The sequence below is a fragment of the Kaistella montana genome (assembly GCF_024436175.1).
GTDB lineage: Bacteria > Bacteroidota > Bacteroidia > Flavobacteriales > Weeksellaceae > Kaistella > Kaistella montana.
Genome location: NZ_JANFQP010000001.1, coordinates 335,681 through 351,075, shown reverse-complemented (window position 1 = coordinate 351,075; position 15,395 = coordinate 335,681). Strand labels below are relative to the sequence as shown.

General features: G+C 35.9%; 14 protein-coding genes and 1 pseudogene. 9 read left to right on the top strand and 6 right to left on the bottom strand.

All coding sequences use genetic code 11. From position 1 onward, the window contains the following. Positions 1–57 precede the first annotated feature (57 nt). The 3 genes and pseudogenes from NOV28_RS01640 to NOV28_RS01625 all read right to left on the bottom strand — a co-directional run bounded on the left by NOV28_RS01640 (position 58) and on the right by NOV28_RS01625 (position 2,410). Positions 58–630: a porin family protein gene (locus NOV28_RS01640; protein WP_255926887.1), complete on the bottom strand. Its 573-nt coding sequence runs from the start codon at positions 628–630 to the stop codon at positions 58–60. Between the two features lie 116 nt (positions 631–746). After that, positions 747–1,312, bottom strand: a pseudogene (locus NOV28_RS11225) (porin family protein). 138 nt (positions 1,313–1,450) lie between these two features. Beyond that, on the bottom strand, positions 1,451–2,410 hold the full coding sequence (locus NOV28_RS01625) for a PhoH family protein (RefSeq protein WP_255926881.1): 960 nt from the start codon (positions 2,408–2,410) through the stop codon (positions 1,451–1,453). 129 nt (positions 2,411–2,539) lie between these two features. Here NOV28_RS01625 and NOV28_RS01620 point away from each other — a divergent pair, with 129 nt between their 5' ends. Beyond that, a complete protein-coding gene (locus NOV28_RS01620) occupies positions 2,540–3,367 on the top strand; it encodes an SAM hydrolase/SAM-dependent halogenase family protein (RefSeq protein ID WP_255926878.1) in 828 nt (275 codons plus the stop codon). A gap of 60 nt (positions 3,368–3,427) precedes the next feature. Here NOV28_RS01620 and NOV28_RS01615 read toward each other — a convergent pair whose 3' ends face one another. Next, positions 3,428–5,587, bottom strand: coding sequence for a M12 family metallo-peptidase (locus NOV28_RS01615; protein WP_255926876.1), 2,160 nt, complete (start codon positions 5,585–5,587; stop codon positions 3,428–3,430). A 139-nt stretch (positions 5,588–5,726) separates the two neighbouring features. On the opposite strand from NOV28_RS01615, the gene NOV28_RS01610 reads away from it, so the two are divergent. Genes NOV28_RS01610 through gldG form a run of 3 tightly spaced genes read left to right on the top strand, consistent with a single transcriptional unit; the run spans position 5,727 to position 8,709 of the window. Next, a complete protein-coding gene (locus NOV28_RS01610) occupies positions 5,727–6,275 on the top strand; it encodes a CopD family protein (RefSeq protein WP_255926874.1) in 549 nt (182 codons plus the stop codon). Between the two features lie 25 nt (positions 6,276–6,300). Then, positions 6,301–7,029, top strand: a complete 729-nt coding sequence (locus NOV28_RS01605) for an ABC transporter permease subunit (RefSeq protein WP_255926872.1) — start codon at positions 6,301–6,303, stop codon at positions 7,027–7,029. Positions 7,030–7,053: 24 nt separating this feature from the next. Further along, complete coding sequence (gene gldG / locus NOV28_RS01600; RefSeq protein WP_255926870.1) at positions 7,054–8,709, top strand: gliding motility-associated ABC transporter substrate-binding protein GldG; 1,656 nt, start codon at positions 7,054–7,056, stop codon at positions 8,707–8,709. 54 nt (positions 8,710–8,763) lie between these two features. Here gldG and NOV28_RS01595 read toward each other — a convergent pair whose 3' ends face one another. Next, complete coding sequence (locus NOV28_RS01595) at positions 8,764–9,192, bottom strand: DUF4268 domain-containing protein (RefSeq protein WP_255926868.1); 429 nt, start codon at positions 9,190–9,192, stop codon at positions 8,764–8,766. 83 nt (positions 9,193–9,275) lie between these two features. On the opposite strand from NOV28_RS01595, the gene NOV28_RS01590 reads away from it, so the two are divergent. The 5 genes from NOV28_RS01590 to NOV28_RS01570 all read left to right on the top strand — a co-directional run bounded on the left by NOV28_RS01590 (position 9,276) and on the right by NOV28_RS01570 (position 14,093). Beyond that, positions 9,276–9,683 carry an RrF2 family transcriptional regulator gene (locus tag NOV28_RS01590; protein ID WP_255926866.1) on the top strand — a complete coding sequence of 136 codons (408 nt, stop codon included), beginning with the start codon at positions 9,276–9,278 and terminating at the stop codon, positions 9,681–9,683. An 82-nt stretch (positions 9,684–9,765) separates the two neighbouring features. After that, positions 9,766–10,458, top strand: a complete 693-nt coding sequence (locus NOV28_RS01585) for a phosphoadenylyl-sulfate reductase (RefSeq protein ID WP_255926864.1) — start codon at positions 9,766–9,768, stop codon at positions 10,456–10,458. A 65-nt stretch (positions 10,459–10,523) separates the two neighbouring features. Beyond that, positions 10,524–11,432 (top strand): sulfate adenylyltransferase subunit CysD, encoded by a 909-nt coding sequence (gene cysD / locus NOV28_RS01580; RefSeq protein WP_255926862.1) that lies wholly within the window; start codon positions 10,524–10,526, stop codon positions 11,430–11,432. A gap of 81 nt (positions 11,433–11,513) precedes the next feature. After that, positions 11,514–12,755: a sulfate adenylyltransferase subunit 1 gene (locus tag NOV28_RS01575; protein WP_255926860.1), complete on the top strand. Its 1,242-nt coding sequence runs from the start codon at positions 11,514–11,516 to the stop codon at positions 12,753–12,755. 30 nt (positions 12,756–12,785) lie between these two features. Beyond that, a complete protein-coding gene (locus NOV28_RS01570) occupies positions 12,786–14,093 on the top strand; it encodes a TSUP family transporter (RefSeq protein WP_255926858.1) in 1,308 nt (435 codons plus the stop codon). A gap of 53 nt (positions 14,094–14,146) precedes the next feature. On the opposite strand, the gene kbl is transcribed toward NOV28_RS01570, so the two are convergent. After that, positions 14,147–15,340 (bottom strand): glycine C-acetyltransferase, encoded by a 1,194-nt coding sequence (gene kbl, locus NOV28_RS01565; RefSeq protein ID WP_255926856.1) that lies wholly within the window; start codon positions 15,338–15,340, stop codon positions 14,147–14,149. Between the last annotated feature and the right edge of the window lie 55 nt (positions 15,341–15,395).

The following is a 15,395-nucleotide window of genomic DNA, read 5'->3' as shown; positions in this document are numbered from 1 at the left end:
AGAAATAAAAAAATCCCGAATTGTAATGATTCGGGATTTCTTTTTTAGATGAATTTCTTATTTAAAGAAAACAGAAATTCCAACTCCAGCACCTAAGTTATTGGTATTGCTTTCTAGATCATTGTTTTCGCTATATTTCAAATTAGCAGCAGTATAATTTAATCCTAAATTAAATGCAACATTTGGGGTTACGAAATAAGCAACTCCAGCTCCGAAACCGTAAGCAAGACCATTTAATTTAAAATCTTCACCACCTTCAGTAGTTTTGTTAGTAGCATATCCAATACCTGCTTCAACATAAGGCTTCACTTCTCCAGCAACAGGAAAAAAGTAAGTAGTTTGAGGAATAACAGTGAATGTATCAGATTTAGAATCTCCAGTTTTGGAATGGTTATAACTTAATCCTAAACCAACTGCCAAATTATTAATTACAAAATAGCTAGCTGCAGGAGTGAAAGCAAATGTAGAAGTTTTAACATCACTAACTTCATTTCCTTGAAATTTCACTTTAGCATTGGTTGAATTAAAAGCGATTTCAGATTTACCTGATACCATCCAATTTCCTTTTTCAGTTTGCGCATTCACCGCTGCGAAAAGTGCCAATGCACCAACTAACAATAATTTTTTCATGAATTTTTAATTTAAATTGGCTGCAAAGATAAATTTAATTAACATTTCGTTAATATGATTTTTCTCATAAAAAAATCCCGCAACTACGCGGGATTTATAAATTTATTGAAAAGAGATTATTTTCCGAATTTATAAGATAAACCTATCTGGAAAACATTATCTTTATAAGTATCACTTGTTGGATTATCTTTCGCAATATCAGTGAAACCAGCTACATATCTTGCGTTAATCCCAAAATTAGGAATGAAATAATAACCCATACCTAACCCAATTCCAAAGTCGAAACTATTGAACTCATCTTTAACATCATCACTACCACCATCCCATTTATCTTTAGCACTAAGCAAGAAACTAAATTCAGGACCTGCTTCTAAATAAAACTGAGGCGTTGCGTTGTACTGAAACATACCGGTACAGATAGATAATCTCCAACCGTAGAACCATCCTCACTACCTTCCCACTTTACACCTTTTGAATTATACAGCAATTCAGGTTGTATACTGAAATTTTCAGCAATTGGAGCATTCATAAAAATTCCAGCATTAAGACCCACTCTAGATTTTGAATCTTCAGCATTCGATACACTTGAAATGTTCATTCCGGCTTTTACACCAAAAGTCTGTGCGTTCAAAGCACCAAAAAGTGCTAATGCACCCACTAAAAAAAATTTTTCATGATTAATTATTTTTAAATTAGTAAAACTAATATAAAGAAAATTTATTTATTAACAAGTTATTAATAATTTTTGTCAATTTATTTTCTAAATACTTAATAACAATCTAATTATTTAAACAAACCCTTATTGTGGAATTGTTAGTAACTACTCTTCTCTTTGCCTTTTTTCTTCATTTCCATACGCATTGATGATTTTTCGGACTACAGGATGTCGCACCACATCTTCGTCGGTAAGGTGCACAAAACCAATTTCTTGTACATCCTTCAAAATTCTCATCGCTTCTTTGAGGCCGGATTTTTGTCTTAAAGGCAAATCAACCTGACTCGGATCGCCGGTGATGATGAATTTCGCATTCATTCCCATTCTGGTAAGGAACATTTTCATTTGCGAATGCGTGGTATTTTGCGCTTCGTCAAGAATTACAAAAGCTTCATCAAGTGTTCTCCCACGCATGAAAGCCAACGGAGCCACTTCGATTACTTTTTTCTCAATAAATCCCTCCAACTTTTCGTGAGGAATCATATCGCGCAGCGCGTCGTAAAGTGGCTGTAAATAAGGATCCAGCTTCTCTTTTAAATCTCCGGGAAGAAACCCCAAACTCTCCCCCGCTTCTACCGCAGGTCTCGTGAGGATGATTCTTTTAACTTCTTTATCGCGCAAAGCTCTTGCTGCAAGCGCTACACTCGTATAAGTTTTTCCGGTTCCGGCGGGTCCAATTGCGAAAACCATGTCTTTTTTCTCGCATTCTTTTACGAGTTTTTTTAGATTGGTGGTTTTGGCTTTGATTACTTTTCCATTCACGCCTTTTACAATGATATCCTGATCGAAAACTAACTGTTTTTCAGTTTCATTTTTAATATTCAGAATATTTTCAACATCTTTTAAGGTAATGGAATTGTGTTTAGAGATAAAATTTACGATATCATCCAACTTATTTTTCAATACATCAAGCGCTTCATTGTTTCCCAAAGCAAATATAAAATGGTCTCTTCCCGTAATTTTAAGGGTAGGAAAACTCGATTTTAAAAGATTGAAATACTGATTATTAACTCCGTAAAAAGTTTTGGCATCGATGCCTGTAATTTCGTAGTTCAGTTCAAACATTTAGGTGTTCTTTAATATTAATATTTTTTCTAAAATTATCGAAATAATTTCAAATACGGTATTTTTGTTTTCCACAATAGGAACAAAATATTTTTTTTAAACTAAATTTGCGTTTCTTTAAATTTCATCATGTCCATTATTACATTCACATCAGATTACGGGTTGGTAGATCACAGGGTTCCTTCTGTGAAAGGAAAAATCCTGAGTTTAAATGAAAATGTAAATATTGTCGATATTTCACATGAAATCCAAGCCTACAACCTCCTTCAAACCGCCTATATTGTTAGAAATGCATATTCTTTTTTCCCGAAAGGCACCGTACACATTATTGCGGTAGATAGTTTTTATACCAAAGATAGAAAATGCATCCTTTATAAAGCGGATGGACATTATTTTATCGCAGCGGATAATGGAGTTTTAAGTTTAATTTTTTATGATATCAAACCGGAAGCGGTGTACGAAATCACGTTTAATAATAGGTTTGATGATGAAGTAAACTTTACTTCTACTGATATTTTTGCTCCCGCTGCTGTTCATTTGAAAAACGGTGGATTGCCAGAAGTGATCGGAAGAAAATACAAACATCCGAAGCAACTTTCTTTTCCGAGAGCCGTGTACAATGAAAGTGAAAAAATGATTATCGGAGAAATCATGTACATTGATAATTTCGGGAATGTAATTTCGAATATCAGCAAAAAATTCTTCGAAAAGAACGGTGTTGGTTATGAAAATTTCATCGTGAAATTTAGGAATTTGGCGCTTACAAGGATCTATAATCAGTACACCGAATTCGTCAACGATTGGCAAAATGAGCATGAATATCACGGAAAATCGGTAGCTATTTTCAATGATGCAGGTTTGCTGGAACTTACCATTTACAAAGGAAATAGCCAAAACGGCGCTAAAACCCTTTTCGGAATGAAAGTAGGAGAAAGCATTTATATTGAATTTCTTTAATTTTATTAATAAAAAAAAGCCGCTTCTTTCGAAACGGCTTTTTCATTGCTTTTAGAGTTTTTATCTAATTACTTTTTTGGTAACAGTTTCTTTTGAAGTAGTCACACTTACCACATAAGTTCCTTTCGGGAAAGCGGCAAGATCTACTTTTTCTTCGGTTGAATTAGATTTAGCGTTATTTTTCACCAATTTTCCTGATGCATCAAACACCGAGTAAAAAAGTATTTTATCTTTTGATTTGATGTCAAAAATTCCTTTCACAGATGATTGAGAAATACTTACTGATGCTGAAGCAGCAGTTTCGTCTGTTGCCAAGGTCAAACATTCGAAATTAGAATTCCAACCTGTTGCAGTAACTCTGGAATCAGAAATAAATCTTACAGTAATAGCTCCAGTTGCATGGGTAGAAGTAAATGGTCCAGGAATAGTATTTCCGCTAAGTTGTGTGCCGTTGGCAAATCCAGGTGATTCAGTAGTTGGTCCGTTGTAAATATTCATAAAATCATATCCTTGTTCTGTATCAAATTGAGTAAAGGTAAGTTTCAACTTTTCATTTGAATTTGTTGGATAGAAAGTCTTGGTGATAATTTGGTTATCTCCGTAATTGGCTTCTGCACTTCCCGGGTCGGAAAATGCAACACCACTACACCAATTTGCATCCGTAAAAATAAGTTGCTCATAATCGAAAGCTTGAGGTCCTGAACATTCAGTTCCTACAGAAACATTGTAGTAAGTCCCTCCATTCAGATTATTAAAGTTCAAAACTTTATTCGAAGTAGTTCCAGAAGTAATTACAGTTCCGTCCATTTTAGCAAGTTTATATTTCCAGCCTGTCGCTACATTATCCACGATTGTCGCAGTAACCGAATTGGTTGTACCATTACTTATGGCAAGTCCCGTAATGGTTGATTCGCAAGAAGTAATACAATCAGTGCCTAAACATCCTTTAGAATTCACTGTAGCTCTGATTAAAGCTCCAGGTTGAGGACCAAATCCGTTGGCAAAATTGATTCCTACGGAAGAAACCAAATGACAATAACTCATGATTGTACCGCCTGTTTCTGTAGGTAGAGCGCCATCACAACCTTCATCATTTCCTGAAGCCGGTCCGCAACCATCAATTGCTGTGTTATTTCCGTTCCAGTTACAAGCGTGAGTATGTGGAGAACCCAAATTATGCCCGATTTCGTGAGTCATTGCCTCGATATTCCAAGAATAAGTAGGAACATTAGCATAAGCTAAATTCACTCCGGAATAAGAATATTTGTATGTTGTGCAAAGAGCATTTACCCAAGCGATACTTGTTGTAGCAGGATTTCTCAATAGTTGAGCAATATCACCATTAAATGAAGTTCTTGTATTTCTGAATTGATTTAAGATATTCGAAGGAGTTCCGGAATAAGGATCGGTCTTCGTCCAAACCATTACTTCACTTAAAGCGACGGTAATTCCGTCATTCGCATAAAGCGTTGAAATATTATTGTGCATCGAGGTAACCCAATTGGTCGTCTTAGCAACATTAGAACCGTTTTGAGTATATGGACCGTAACCTGCTTCATAAAAAATCCTTACACAGTTATCGGTTTTATTTGCGATCATCGTTTTAGAATCAAAGGATAGAGTCGGTAATTTTTGATTTTCGGCCAACTCATCAGCCGAACAAGAAAAAGGATTTTCTCCTTTCAGTTTTTGATCGTTATAGGAAACGAATTCATCAGCAGTTTTAGATTTACCTATAACGATATTTCCAACATTTTTAATCGAAGTTACCCCAACAATATCATCTTTGAAAAAACTGATCGCCACAAGAGATTCATTATCACCTTTCACAATTCCTTGATAATATACTCCCGGTGTGTAGTTGATGTAACCTTTATCGGTATTCACCTTAAAATCTTGGGTGAAAAAGTTGTTTTTCACCAATTCTACAGTAATATTTTTTCCTTCAAACAGAAAATCCATTTGCATAGCATCGGGTTTTTCCGAATTAATTTTTTGAAGTTCAGTTTTTCGCAACTTCATTACTGTAATACCTTCCGCTGCGGTTCGATAAGTCACTTGCTTTTCTAGTAAGGAATCTACAGTAAATGGGCTGTATTTTACAAACGTTTTTTTGGCAATGTGTGAGCTTTTTACTTTTTCAGCAATCGGTTTTAAATCCTGAGAATAACCGAAAGAGAAAAATGCCAAACCGAAACACAATTGGAAAATTCTTTTCATATTGATATATTAAACATTGTTAGATTACAAAAAAACTAAAAAAAAGCTGAAAATCCCTTTAAAAAATCCATTTTAACATTAATCTTATCGATAGTTTTTCTAAACATAAATCTTTTATCTTTGCACATAAATTTTTCAGATGCTTTATACCATTATCAAAGCCATTCACATTATCTTCATGGTCAGTTATTTCGCAGGTATTTTTTACTTGGTACGACTCTTCGTTTATTATAAAGACACTGATGTTTTTGAGAATCAAAAAAAACAAATCCTGAGAGAACAATATATTTTCATGGCGAGAAGATTATGGAATATCATCACCGTTCCGGCAGGAATCATCATGCTTGCAAGTGGTTTAACTATGATTTTTCTAAATTTTGGTTTAATGAAAATGCCGTGGTTTCACCTCAAACTCACCTTTTTGGTTGGACTTGCATTTTACCATTTCTGGTGCTGGAAAAAAGTTTTGCAAATGAAAATTCTCGCCGGAAATACATTACCAATCGAGAATATTAAACTTCGACAAGCCAACGAAATTGCTACTTTCATCTTATTTTTAGTGGTTTTCACAGTAATTCTGAAATCAATGGTTATCGAATATTGGTGGCAATTAATTGTAGGATTTATCGTTTTGGTTATGCTCATCATGACGACCGTGAAACTCGTTAATAAAAACAAGAAATCTTAATTTTTCTCAATAATTCATTATAAAAATGATCGCAATATTCAAAAAAGAACTTTGGAGTTATTTTGGGAATTGGAGCGCGTGGTTAATTATCGCGGCTTTTAGTTTAATCGGAACGCTTTTTCTGTTTTTCTTCGAAAACGATTCCAATATTTTCGATATCGGAACGGCTTCCCTTCAAAGTTATTTCGTGCTTGTTCCGTGGTTACTGATGTTCATTATGCCCGCAATTTCCATGAAAACTTTGGCAGAAGAGCAACAATCCGGAACCTTGAATTGGCTTTTTTCGCAACCGATCAAAATCTCCGAAATTATCATAGGGAAATTCCTTTCCGTTTGGTTGGTGGGTGTACTTTGCTTGGTTCCGTCGGTAATTTATTTGTACACGGTTTACGTTTTGGGCGTTCCAGAAGGCAACATCGATTTGGGCGCAACTTACGGAAGTTATTTCGGATTAATTATTCTTACCGCAGTATTTTCAGCTGTTGGAATCTTGGCTTCTTCCCTTTCGCAGAACCAAATTATGGCGTATTTGCTCGGTGTTTTCATGTGTTTTATTTTCTATTTTGGGATCGAACAATTAGCGAGTTATAAATTATTGGGCGGTGTAGATTATGTACTTTCTAATCTTGGTTTTTATCAGCATTTTCTAGCTTTCACACGAGGTCTTATCGATGCAAAAGATGTTTTCTATTTCATTTTAGTGATAGTAATTTGCCTGTTTTTGGCTAAAATTTTTGTAGAAAAGAAAAAATAAACTGAACTGTTTAGATATTTAAAAATGAACAAAAAGAACATTATATATAGCATTCTTGCATTAATTTTATTGGCCGGAGTTTTCGGAATTTTCTCAAAACGACTCGATCTTACTCAAGAAAAACGCTACACCCTCTCCGATTCTACCGTGAAAATTCTGGAATCAGTCGACAAACCGCTTCAGGTGGATGTTTATCTGGAAGGCGATTTCCCAGCGAGTTTCCGTCAATTGCAGAATGAAACGAAATTTATGCTCGAAGAATTCCGAAAAATCAATCCGAAAATCGATTATAAATTCATCGATCCGATAAAAACCAAAATGTCGAAAGATACTTTGGCCGCGATGGGAATGCAACCTTCGATTCTTCCGGACATGAAAGACGGGAAAATCTCGGAAATCGTGATGTTTCCGTTTGCTGCGATCAAATACAATTCTTACGGCGCTTCAATTCCTTTAATCATCAACCAAACCGGAATCGACGCTTCCGAACAATTAACCCGATCTATCGAAAGTTTGGAATATAATTTTGCTTCAAATATTAAAGCCATCACCGAAGAAAGAAAGAAAAGTATCGGAATTCTGATCAATCAAGACGAATTGAGTCCGGAGCAATTTCAAGGTTTTATGGAAATGGCACTCGAAAATTACAACGCTGGTCCGATAATTCCCGAAAATCAGGAAGAATTGACTATAGCCGATCTTCCTAAATTAAAAAAAATGGACGCTTTGGTGATCGCAAAACCCAGAAAACCATTCACCGAAAACGAAAAAGTAATTCTCGATCAATACATCATGAATGGCGGGAAAACGTTGTGGATGATTGACGCTGTGAATGCAGAAATGGACACACTTTTCCGATCGAAAAAAATCATGGCTTATCCGATGGATACGAAATTGACAGATTTCTTTTTCAATTACGGAATCCGAATTAATCCAGGATTGGTGAAGGATATGAAAAAATCGGCACTCATCAGAATTGTTTCCGGTGAAGTGGCCGGAAATCCGCAATTCAGTAGTTTTCTTTGGCCTTATTTTCCTTTAGGAATTGCCGAAAATAAAAATCCGATTACCAAAAACATCAATCCGGTAAAATTTGAATTTCCAACTTCCATCGATACTTTAGGAAGAAAAAATATCAAAACCAATGTTCTTTTCGAATCCAGCGAAAGAACCAATACGAAGCAAGTTCCCAATTATGTTGCGTTGGGCGAAATTGTACGCGCTGATTCTCTCAGCGAATTCGACAAACCAAGTTCACCGAAAATTTTTGCGGTAAGTTTAGAAGGAAAATTCAATTCAGCATACGCAACACGTAGCGAAAGAACGACTTATCCGAATTTCAAATCGCAAAGCTTGGACAATAAAATGATTGTAATTGCCGACGGAGATATCGGGAGAAACCAAGTTTACAAAGGAAAAGCGTTGCCTTTAGGTGAAGATTTGCTCACCAAACAAACCTACGGAAACGAACAATTCCTAAGAAATGCACTCGATTTCCTTTTGGATGATGCTAATTTAATGGAACTCCGGAACCGAAATATCGAAGCGAGATTACTCGATCGGCAGAGAATTGACGAAGAAAGATCGAAATGGCAATGGATCAATTTACTGATTCCTATTGCGATTATCGGGCTTTTGGGAGGATTTTTCTTCTGGCTTAGAAAAAAGAAATTTGCTTAAAAATTCAGTTAAATAAAAAGAAAACGGTTTCAAATTTTGGAACCGTTTTTTTGTTTAAATATCTTTGATAAAATCTTCATAATCGTAGAAAAATCTTTCGAAACCTTCCATTTTTTCTACAAAAAACTCGAAAATTTCTTGCCAAGTATTTTTATTGAAAACTGAAACATTTTCTTTGGTGACCCAAATTCTGGAAATTACTTTTCCGTTTTCCAAAGTGTAAAATTCATCTTTATAAAATTCGCCAACTTCTTCTTTCAGCTTTTCTTCCAGCGACCAAATCTTTTCGTAGTAGGCATTTCGAAAGAGTTCGTCTTTCATTTCAATATCGATAGAAACTTCCGCTTTTTTGTTATCTGCGTAAAATTTAAAAGAAAAATCCTTAATTTTGGTGTCATACAACAACCATTTTCTAGGAAAACTTTTCCCGAAAGCGATCCAAAAATCTTTTTTGAGCTTTTGCGCTTCTTGTTTGCTAAACATTTTTAAATAAATTTATGCGAACTTAATCAATTTTCTATTGAAGCCGAAATTTTATATTCTCCTATTTTTATTACTTTTGCTAAATGCTATCCAAAAAATCTCAATACGCCCTGAAAGCACTTTCATATCTTGTTGACAAACAAGATGAAGGTCCGATTTTGATTTCCGAGATTTCAGAAAAAAAGAAAATTCCTCTTAAATTCCTGGAAAATATCCTTCTTGAACTCAAAAAAGCTGAAATTCTCGACAGTAAAAAAGGGAAAGGTGGAGGCTATTTTTTCAGTAAAAATCCACGGGATATTTCGTTGGCAAAAATCATTCGATTGGTAAATGGTCCAATCGCGATGTTGCCGTGTGTAAGCCTAAATTTTTATGAAAAATGCACCAATTGTACAGAAGAGCACTGCGCATTACACGATGTTTTGATCGAAGTTCGTGATGCTACTTTGGCAATTTTGGAGAAAAAATCGCTTCTTGAACTAAAAGACTAACCTTTTTTTGATTTAATAGTCTACCATTTTTGTAGATTAAATTTTTATGAAGTAAATTTGCCTCCTAAATAAAGATTTCAATATGCTTTCAACCGACGATATTCTGAATCTCGAAAATTTATCTACCGAAGAAAGTCTTCGATTCATCGCGGAAAAATTCCCGGAAGGAGCCGTTTTTTCAACTTCTTTGGGACAAGAAGATCAAGTGATTACGGACATGATTTTTAGAAATAAAATGAACATTAAAGTATTCACTTTGGATACCGGAAGGCTTTTTTATGAACATTACGAACTACTTTCTCAGAACAACGCTCGATACAAAACCAAAACGGAAGTTTATTTTCCCGATGCAAATGATGTGGAAAAATATGTAAACGAAAAGGGAATTAATGCATTTTTTCATTCCGTAGAAAACCGAAAAGAATGTTGCTACATCCGAAAAGTAAAACCTTTGAATCGTGCTTTGGAAGGAACTAAAATATGGATTACTGGTTTACGCAGCGAACAATCTGAAAACCGCGAAAGCATGAAAATGATCGAATGGGACGAAACGAGAAACCTTTTCAAATTCAACCCGCTGATTCATTGGACTTACAATGATGTTTTGAAATACATCGAAGAAAATAAAGTGCAAGATTTACCTCTTCACAAAAAAGGCTTCATCAGCGTGGGCTGTAAACCTTGTACAAGAGCCATCACAGAAGGCGAAAATCCAAGAGCTGGAAGATGGTTTTGGGAAGAATCCCAGAAAGAATGCGGTTTACATTCGAAGTAAACTACTTCCAAAATTCTTTATTTTAAAAATTTTAATTCAATCTCAAAAATTCTTTAGTGATCAATATGAGCAAATATCAATTAGACTACCTGGAACAATTAGAAGCCGAAAGTATTTTTATCATGCGCGAATTAGCGGCACAATTCGAAAATCCAGCGCTGCTTTTCAGTGGTGGCAAAGATTCTATCACGTTGGTTCATCTCGCAAAAAAGGCTTTCGCACCTATGAAAATTCCTTTTCCGTTGGTTCATATTGATACCGGACACAATTTCCCAGAAGCTTTAGCATATCGCGACAATTTAGCCAAAGAAATCGGCGCCGAACTGATCGTAAGAAAAGTAGAAGACACGATTCGCGAGAAAAAACTCACCGAACCTAAAGGAAAATTCGCGTCGAGAAACTGGCTTCAAACGCATACTCTTCTCGATACGATTGAAGAATTCAAATTTGACGCTTGCATCGGCGGAGCACGTCGTGATGAGGAAAAAGCCAGAGCGAAAGAACGTTTTTTCTCTGTTCGTGATGAATTCGGGCAGTGGGAACCCAAACTTCAAAGACCGGAACTTTGGAATATCTACAACGGAAGAATTCACAAAGGTGAAAATGTAAGAGTTTTCCCAATTTCAAACTGGACCGAACTTGATGTTTGGAATTACATTAAAAAAGAAAAAATTCAACTTCCTTCGATTTATTTTGCTCATCAGCGCGATGTTATTGAATATGAAGGTCAATTAATTGCAGTTTCCGATTTCATTACTATTGATGAAAACGACACGATTATCAACAAAAAGGTGCGTTACAGAACTGTGGGCGATATGACTTGTACCGCTGCTGTAGAAAGCGATGCCGCAACTTTGGACGAAGTGGTGAATGAAATTACAGCTTCTAGAATTTCCGAGCGCGGCGAAACCAGAATTGACGATAAAGTGACCGAAGCTGCAATGGAAGACCGCAAAAAAGGAGGATATTTTTAACAAATTAACAGAGAAAAATTACTAATTATTAGTGAGTTTAAACATCAAATTCATTAGTGATTTTTAATGATCAAATTAAATATGGACATATTAAGATTTATTACCGCCGGAAGTGTAGATGACGGAAAAAGTACCTTAATTGGAAGACTGCTTTACGACAGCAAAAGTATTTTGGTAGACCAATTAGAAGCTCTCGAAAAACAATCGAAAAACAAAAACGCAGACGGAATCGATTTAGCGATTCTCACCGACGGTTTGCGCGCCGAAAGAGAACAAGGAATCACGATCGACGTTGCGTATCGATATTTTTCTACACCAAAAAGGAAATTTATTATTGCAGACGCTCCGGGACACGTACAATATACCCGAAATATGATCACAGGCGCGTCGAATTCACAGTTGATCATCATTTTAATTGATGCACGACAAGGCGTTATCGAGCAAACTCGGCGACATTCCATCATCGCATCGCTTCTGAAAATGAAACGCGTGGTAGTTGCTGTAAATAAAATGGATTTGGTTGATTATTCCGAAGAAGTTTTTAACCAAATTAAAAAAGATTACGAACAAGTTGCAGAAAGTCTCGGTTTGAAAAACGTGGCTTACTTTCCTATTTCAGCATTTTATGGCGATAATATTGTAGAAAAATCCGAGAAAATGGCTTGGTTTGAAGAAGAACCTTTGCTCACTTTTCTAGAAAATGTCGAGGTAAATGAAGATGTAGATTACGAAAACGCAAGGTTTCAGGTTCAGTATGTGATTCGTCCGCAAACCGAAGAATTGCACGATTATCGCGGGTATGCAGGTCAAATAATTTCCGGAACTTATAAAAAAGGCGATAAAATAACCATTCTCCCAGAAAATATTGAAACCACAATTTCTAAAGTAGAAACCGGCGGAAATGAAGTAGATGAAGTTTTCGCTTTGCAACCTGCTGTTTTGCATTTAGAAGACGATATTGATGTAAGTCGTGGTGATTTTTTTGTTAAATCTGAAAATAAACCTCGCGTTGAAAATGAATTTGAAGCTTTAGTTTGCTGGCTCGATAAACGCGAACTTTCCGAAGGAAACAGATATTTTATTCAACACAAAAGCAGACTTCTAAAAACTATCGTCAAGGAAATCGAATACAAAATCGATGTTAATACATTGCAACAAACGCCAGTTACCGACGCAGTAAAATTAAATGAAATTGTGAAAGTACGTCTGAAAACTTCATCACCATTAGTTTTTGATGCTTTCGAAAAGAATAATTCAACAGGAAGTGCAATTTTGGTCGATGAAACCAGCAATTCAACCGTTGGTGCGGTAATGCTTTTGTAAATTTTTAACAAAAATTATTTACTGAATTTAATGTCGTCCGAAAACAATATTCAGCATCAATCTTTGAGCGTTTTCCTGAATCTGGAGAACCTGAAAGTGCTTATTGTAGGTGGCGGGAACGAAGCTCTTGAAAGTCTTAAAACAATTATTAACAGTTTTCCGAATACTAAAATCAACTTGATTTTCGAATCGGTTTCTGATGAAATTAAACTTTTCGCAGAAGGTAAAGACAACATCCGGATTCAGGAAAGACGGTTTTTCGAAGACGATTTTTACAATGCACACATCGCGCTGATCACCGATCTGGGCACAGAATTTTACACTGAGATTATCGATATTGTTCAGAAGAAAAATGTGCTTATCAGCATTGCTAATCAACCCGAGCTGAGTGATTTCCAACTTGAGAATTTTATTACAAAAAAACGCGAAATCATTCAGGAAGAGCAAAAATTGAAATGGCAATACTCCAAAGAAGCCAAAAAATACCGGCGTATCGTGATTTATTTATCACTCACTTTTGCAGCTTTTTTCTTAGGAATTGCATTTGATAATTACTTTTCATACGCGCAGGCAAAGGATTTTGTTTATGAAATTCCAAATGAATTTTACTGGATGCTCGCAATCGGATTTTTTGCCCAAATGGTTGATGGTGCATTAGGAATGGGTTATGGATTGACGAGTTCTACGCTGATGATGGGAATGGGCGTGAAACTTCCTTCGATTTCCGGTTCTATTCACACTGCGGAAATGTTTTCAAGTGCGATGAGCGGCTATTCGCATTATAAATACGGAAATGTAAACAAAAAAATGTTGCTTTATCTCGCGGTTCCAGGAGTTATTGGCGCAATTTCCGGATCTTTGTTGCTCATTTATTTGGGAAATCAATATGAAGATTTAGCGAAAGGATTGATGGCAACTTACACTCTAATTATGGGCTACAGAATTACAAGGCTTGCCTTCAAAAAAATTGTAGTAAAACAGAAAACTCACATCGGAAGACTCGGTTTTCTGGGTGGAATGATGGATGCTTTCGGAGGCGGAGGTTGGGGTCCGATTGTGACTTCTACCCTACTTTCCAAAGGAAGAAAAACCAATTACGTAATCGGAACAGTGAGCATGGCAGAATTTTTCGTAACCCTTGCTGCAGCGATTGTTTTTTTCTCAAGTTTGGGAGTTTCCAACATTGAAATTATCTTAGGATTAATTATCGGTGGAATTTTGGCAGCACCGATCGCAGCTCGATTAGCAGGAAAAATGCCAAGAAAAACTGCATTAATTTTGGTAGCTTTATTACTCATTATTTCGAGTGGAAGAAATCTTTATAAAATATTTTTCTAAATAAAAAAAACCTCCCAAAATGGAAGGTTTTTTAGTTTTTTAATATTCTTCTATTAAATAACACTCAATTCTTTCCCCACTTTTTCGAAAGCGGCAATTGCTTTATCCAATTGTTCTTTGGTATGCGCAGCAGAAAGTTGGACACGAATCCTGGCTTTCCCTTTTGGCACCACAGGATAGAAAAATCCGATTACATAAATTCCTTCATCCATCAGTTTTTCTGCCATTTTTTGAGCTAAAGGTGCGTCGTATAACATCACCGGAACAATCGCAGCATCACCATCCGGAATATCGAAACCTTTGGCTTTCATTTCAGTTCGGAAATATTCTGCATTTTCCATCACGCGATCTCGCAACGAAGTATCTTCAGAAATCATATCTAAAACTTTCATCGCCGCACCAACAATTCCCGGAGCCAAGGAATTCGAGAATAAATACGGTCTGGAACGCTGTCTCAACATGTCAATAATTTCTTTTTTACCGGAAGTAAATCCGCCAAGCGCGCCTCCTAAAGCTTTTCCCAAAGTTGAAGTTATCAAATCAACTCTTCCCATCACTTCGTTGGCTTCATGAGTTCCACGACCGGTTTTTCCAATAAATCCTGTTGCGTGGGAATCATCAACCATCACCAAACAATCGTATTTTTCAGCCAAATCGCAAACGCCTTTTAGATCAGCAACAATTCCATCCATGGAGAAAACTCCGTCGGTAACAATGATTCTGAAACGGTGATTTTTTTCAGAAGCTGCTTTTAATTGTGCTTCCAAATCTTCCATATTATTATTTTTGTAACGGTATCTCGCAGCTTTGCAAAGACGAACGCCGTCAATGATTGAAGCATGGTTCAATTCATCAGAAATAATAGCGTCATCCTCTGAAAATAAAGGTTCGAAAACACCACCATTCGCATCAAAACAAGCTGCATAAAGAATAGTATCTTCCATTCCCAAAAACTTCGAAATTTTCACTTCCAATTCTTTGTGAATATCCTGAGTTCCGCAAATGAAACGAACGGAAGACATCCCGTAACCGTGGCTTTCAATCATATCTTGAGAAGCTTTCATCACTTCCGGATGATTAGAAAGTCCTAAATAATTGTTTGCACAAAAGTTGAGCAATTTTTTTCCATTAGCTTCGATTTCCGCAGATTGTTGGGAAGTAATAATTCTTTCAGTTTTGAAAAGACCGTCGTTTTTGATATTTTGTAATTCATTCTGAAGGGTTTCCAGATAATTTTTAGAAATCATAATTCAAATTTTTTAGAAATGCTAATTTAAGAAAAAAGCTTCGACAGAAATATTA

Excerpts from the sequence above, each read along its gene's own strand:
- NOV28_RS01620 (WP_255926878.1), top strand. The coding sequence starts at position 2,540 with ATGTCCATTATTACATTCACATCAGATTACGGGTTGGTAGATCACAGG.
- NOV28_RS01595 (WP_255926868.1), bottom strand. The coding sequence starts at position 9,192 with ATGTTTAGCAAACAAGAAGCGCAAAAGCTCAAAAAAGATTTTTGGATC.
- NOV28_RS01610 (WP_255926874.1), top strand. The coding sequence starts at position 5,727 with ATGCTTTATACCATTATCAAAGCCATTCACATTATCTTCATGGTCAGT.
- NOV28_RS01640 (WP_255926887.1), bottom strand. The coding sequence starts at position 630 with ATGAAAAAATTATTGTTAGTTGGTGCATTGGCACTTTTCGCAGCGGTG.
- kbl (WP_255926856.1), bottom strand. The coding sequence starts at position 15,340 with ATGATTTCTAAAAATTATCTGGAAACCCTTCAGAATGAATTACAAAAT.
- gldG (WP_255926870.1), top strand. The coding sequence starts at position 7,054 with ATGAACAAAAAGAACATTATATATAGCATTCTTGCATTAATTTTATTG.
- cysD (WP_255926862.1), top strand. The coding sequence starts at position 10,524 with ATGAGCAAATATCAATTAGACTACCTGGAACAATTAGAAGCCGAAAGT.
- NOV28_RS01570 (WP_255926858.1), top strand. The coding sequence starts at position 12,786 with ATGTCGTCCGAAAACAATATTCAGCATCAATCTTTGAGCGTTTTCCTG.
- NOV28_RS01585 (WP_255926864.1), top strand. The coding sequence starts at position 9,766 with ATGCTTTCAACCGACGATATTCTGAATCTCGAAAATTTATCTACCGAA.
- NOV28_RS01605 (WP_255926872.1), top strand. The coding sequence starts at position 6,301 with ATGATCGCAATATTCAAAAAAGAACTTTGGAGTTATTTTGGGAATTGG.
- NOV28_RS01615 (WP_255926876.1), bottom strand. The coding sequence starts at position 5,587 with ATGAAAAGAATTTTCCAATTGTGTTTCGGTTTGGCATTTTTCTCTTTC.
- NOV28_RS01590 (WP_255926866.1), top strand. The coding sequence starts at position 9,276 with ATGCTATCCAAAAAATCTCAATACGCCCTGAAAGCACTTTCATATCTT.
- NOV28_RS01625 (WP_255926881.1), bottom strand. The coding sequence starts at position 2,410 with ATGTTTGAACTGAACTACGAAATTACAGGCATCGATGCCAAAACTTTT.
- NOV28_RS01575 (WP_255926860.1), top strand. The coding sequence starts at position 11,514 with ATGGACATATTAAGATTTATTACCGCCGGAAGTGTAGATGACGGAAAA.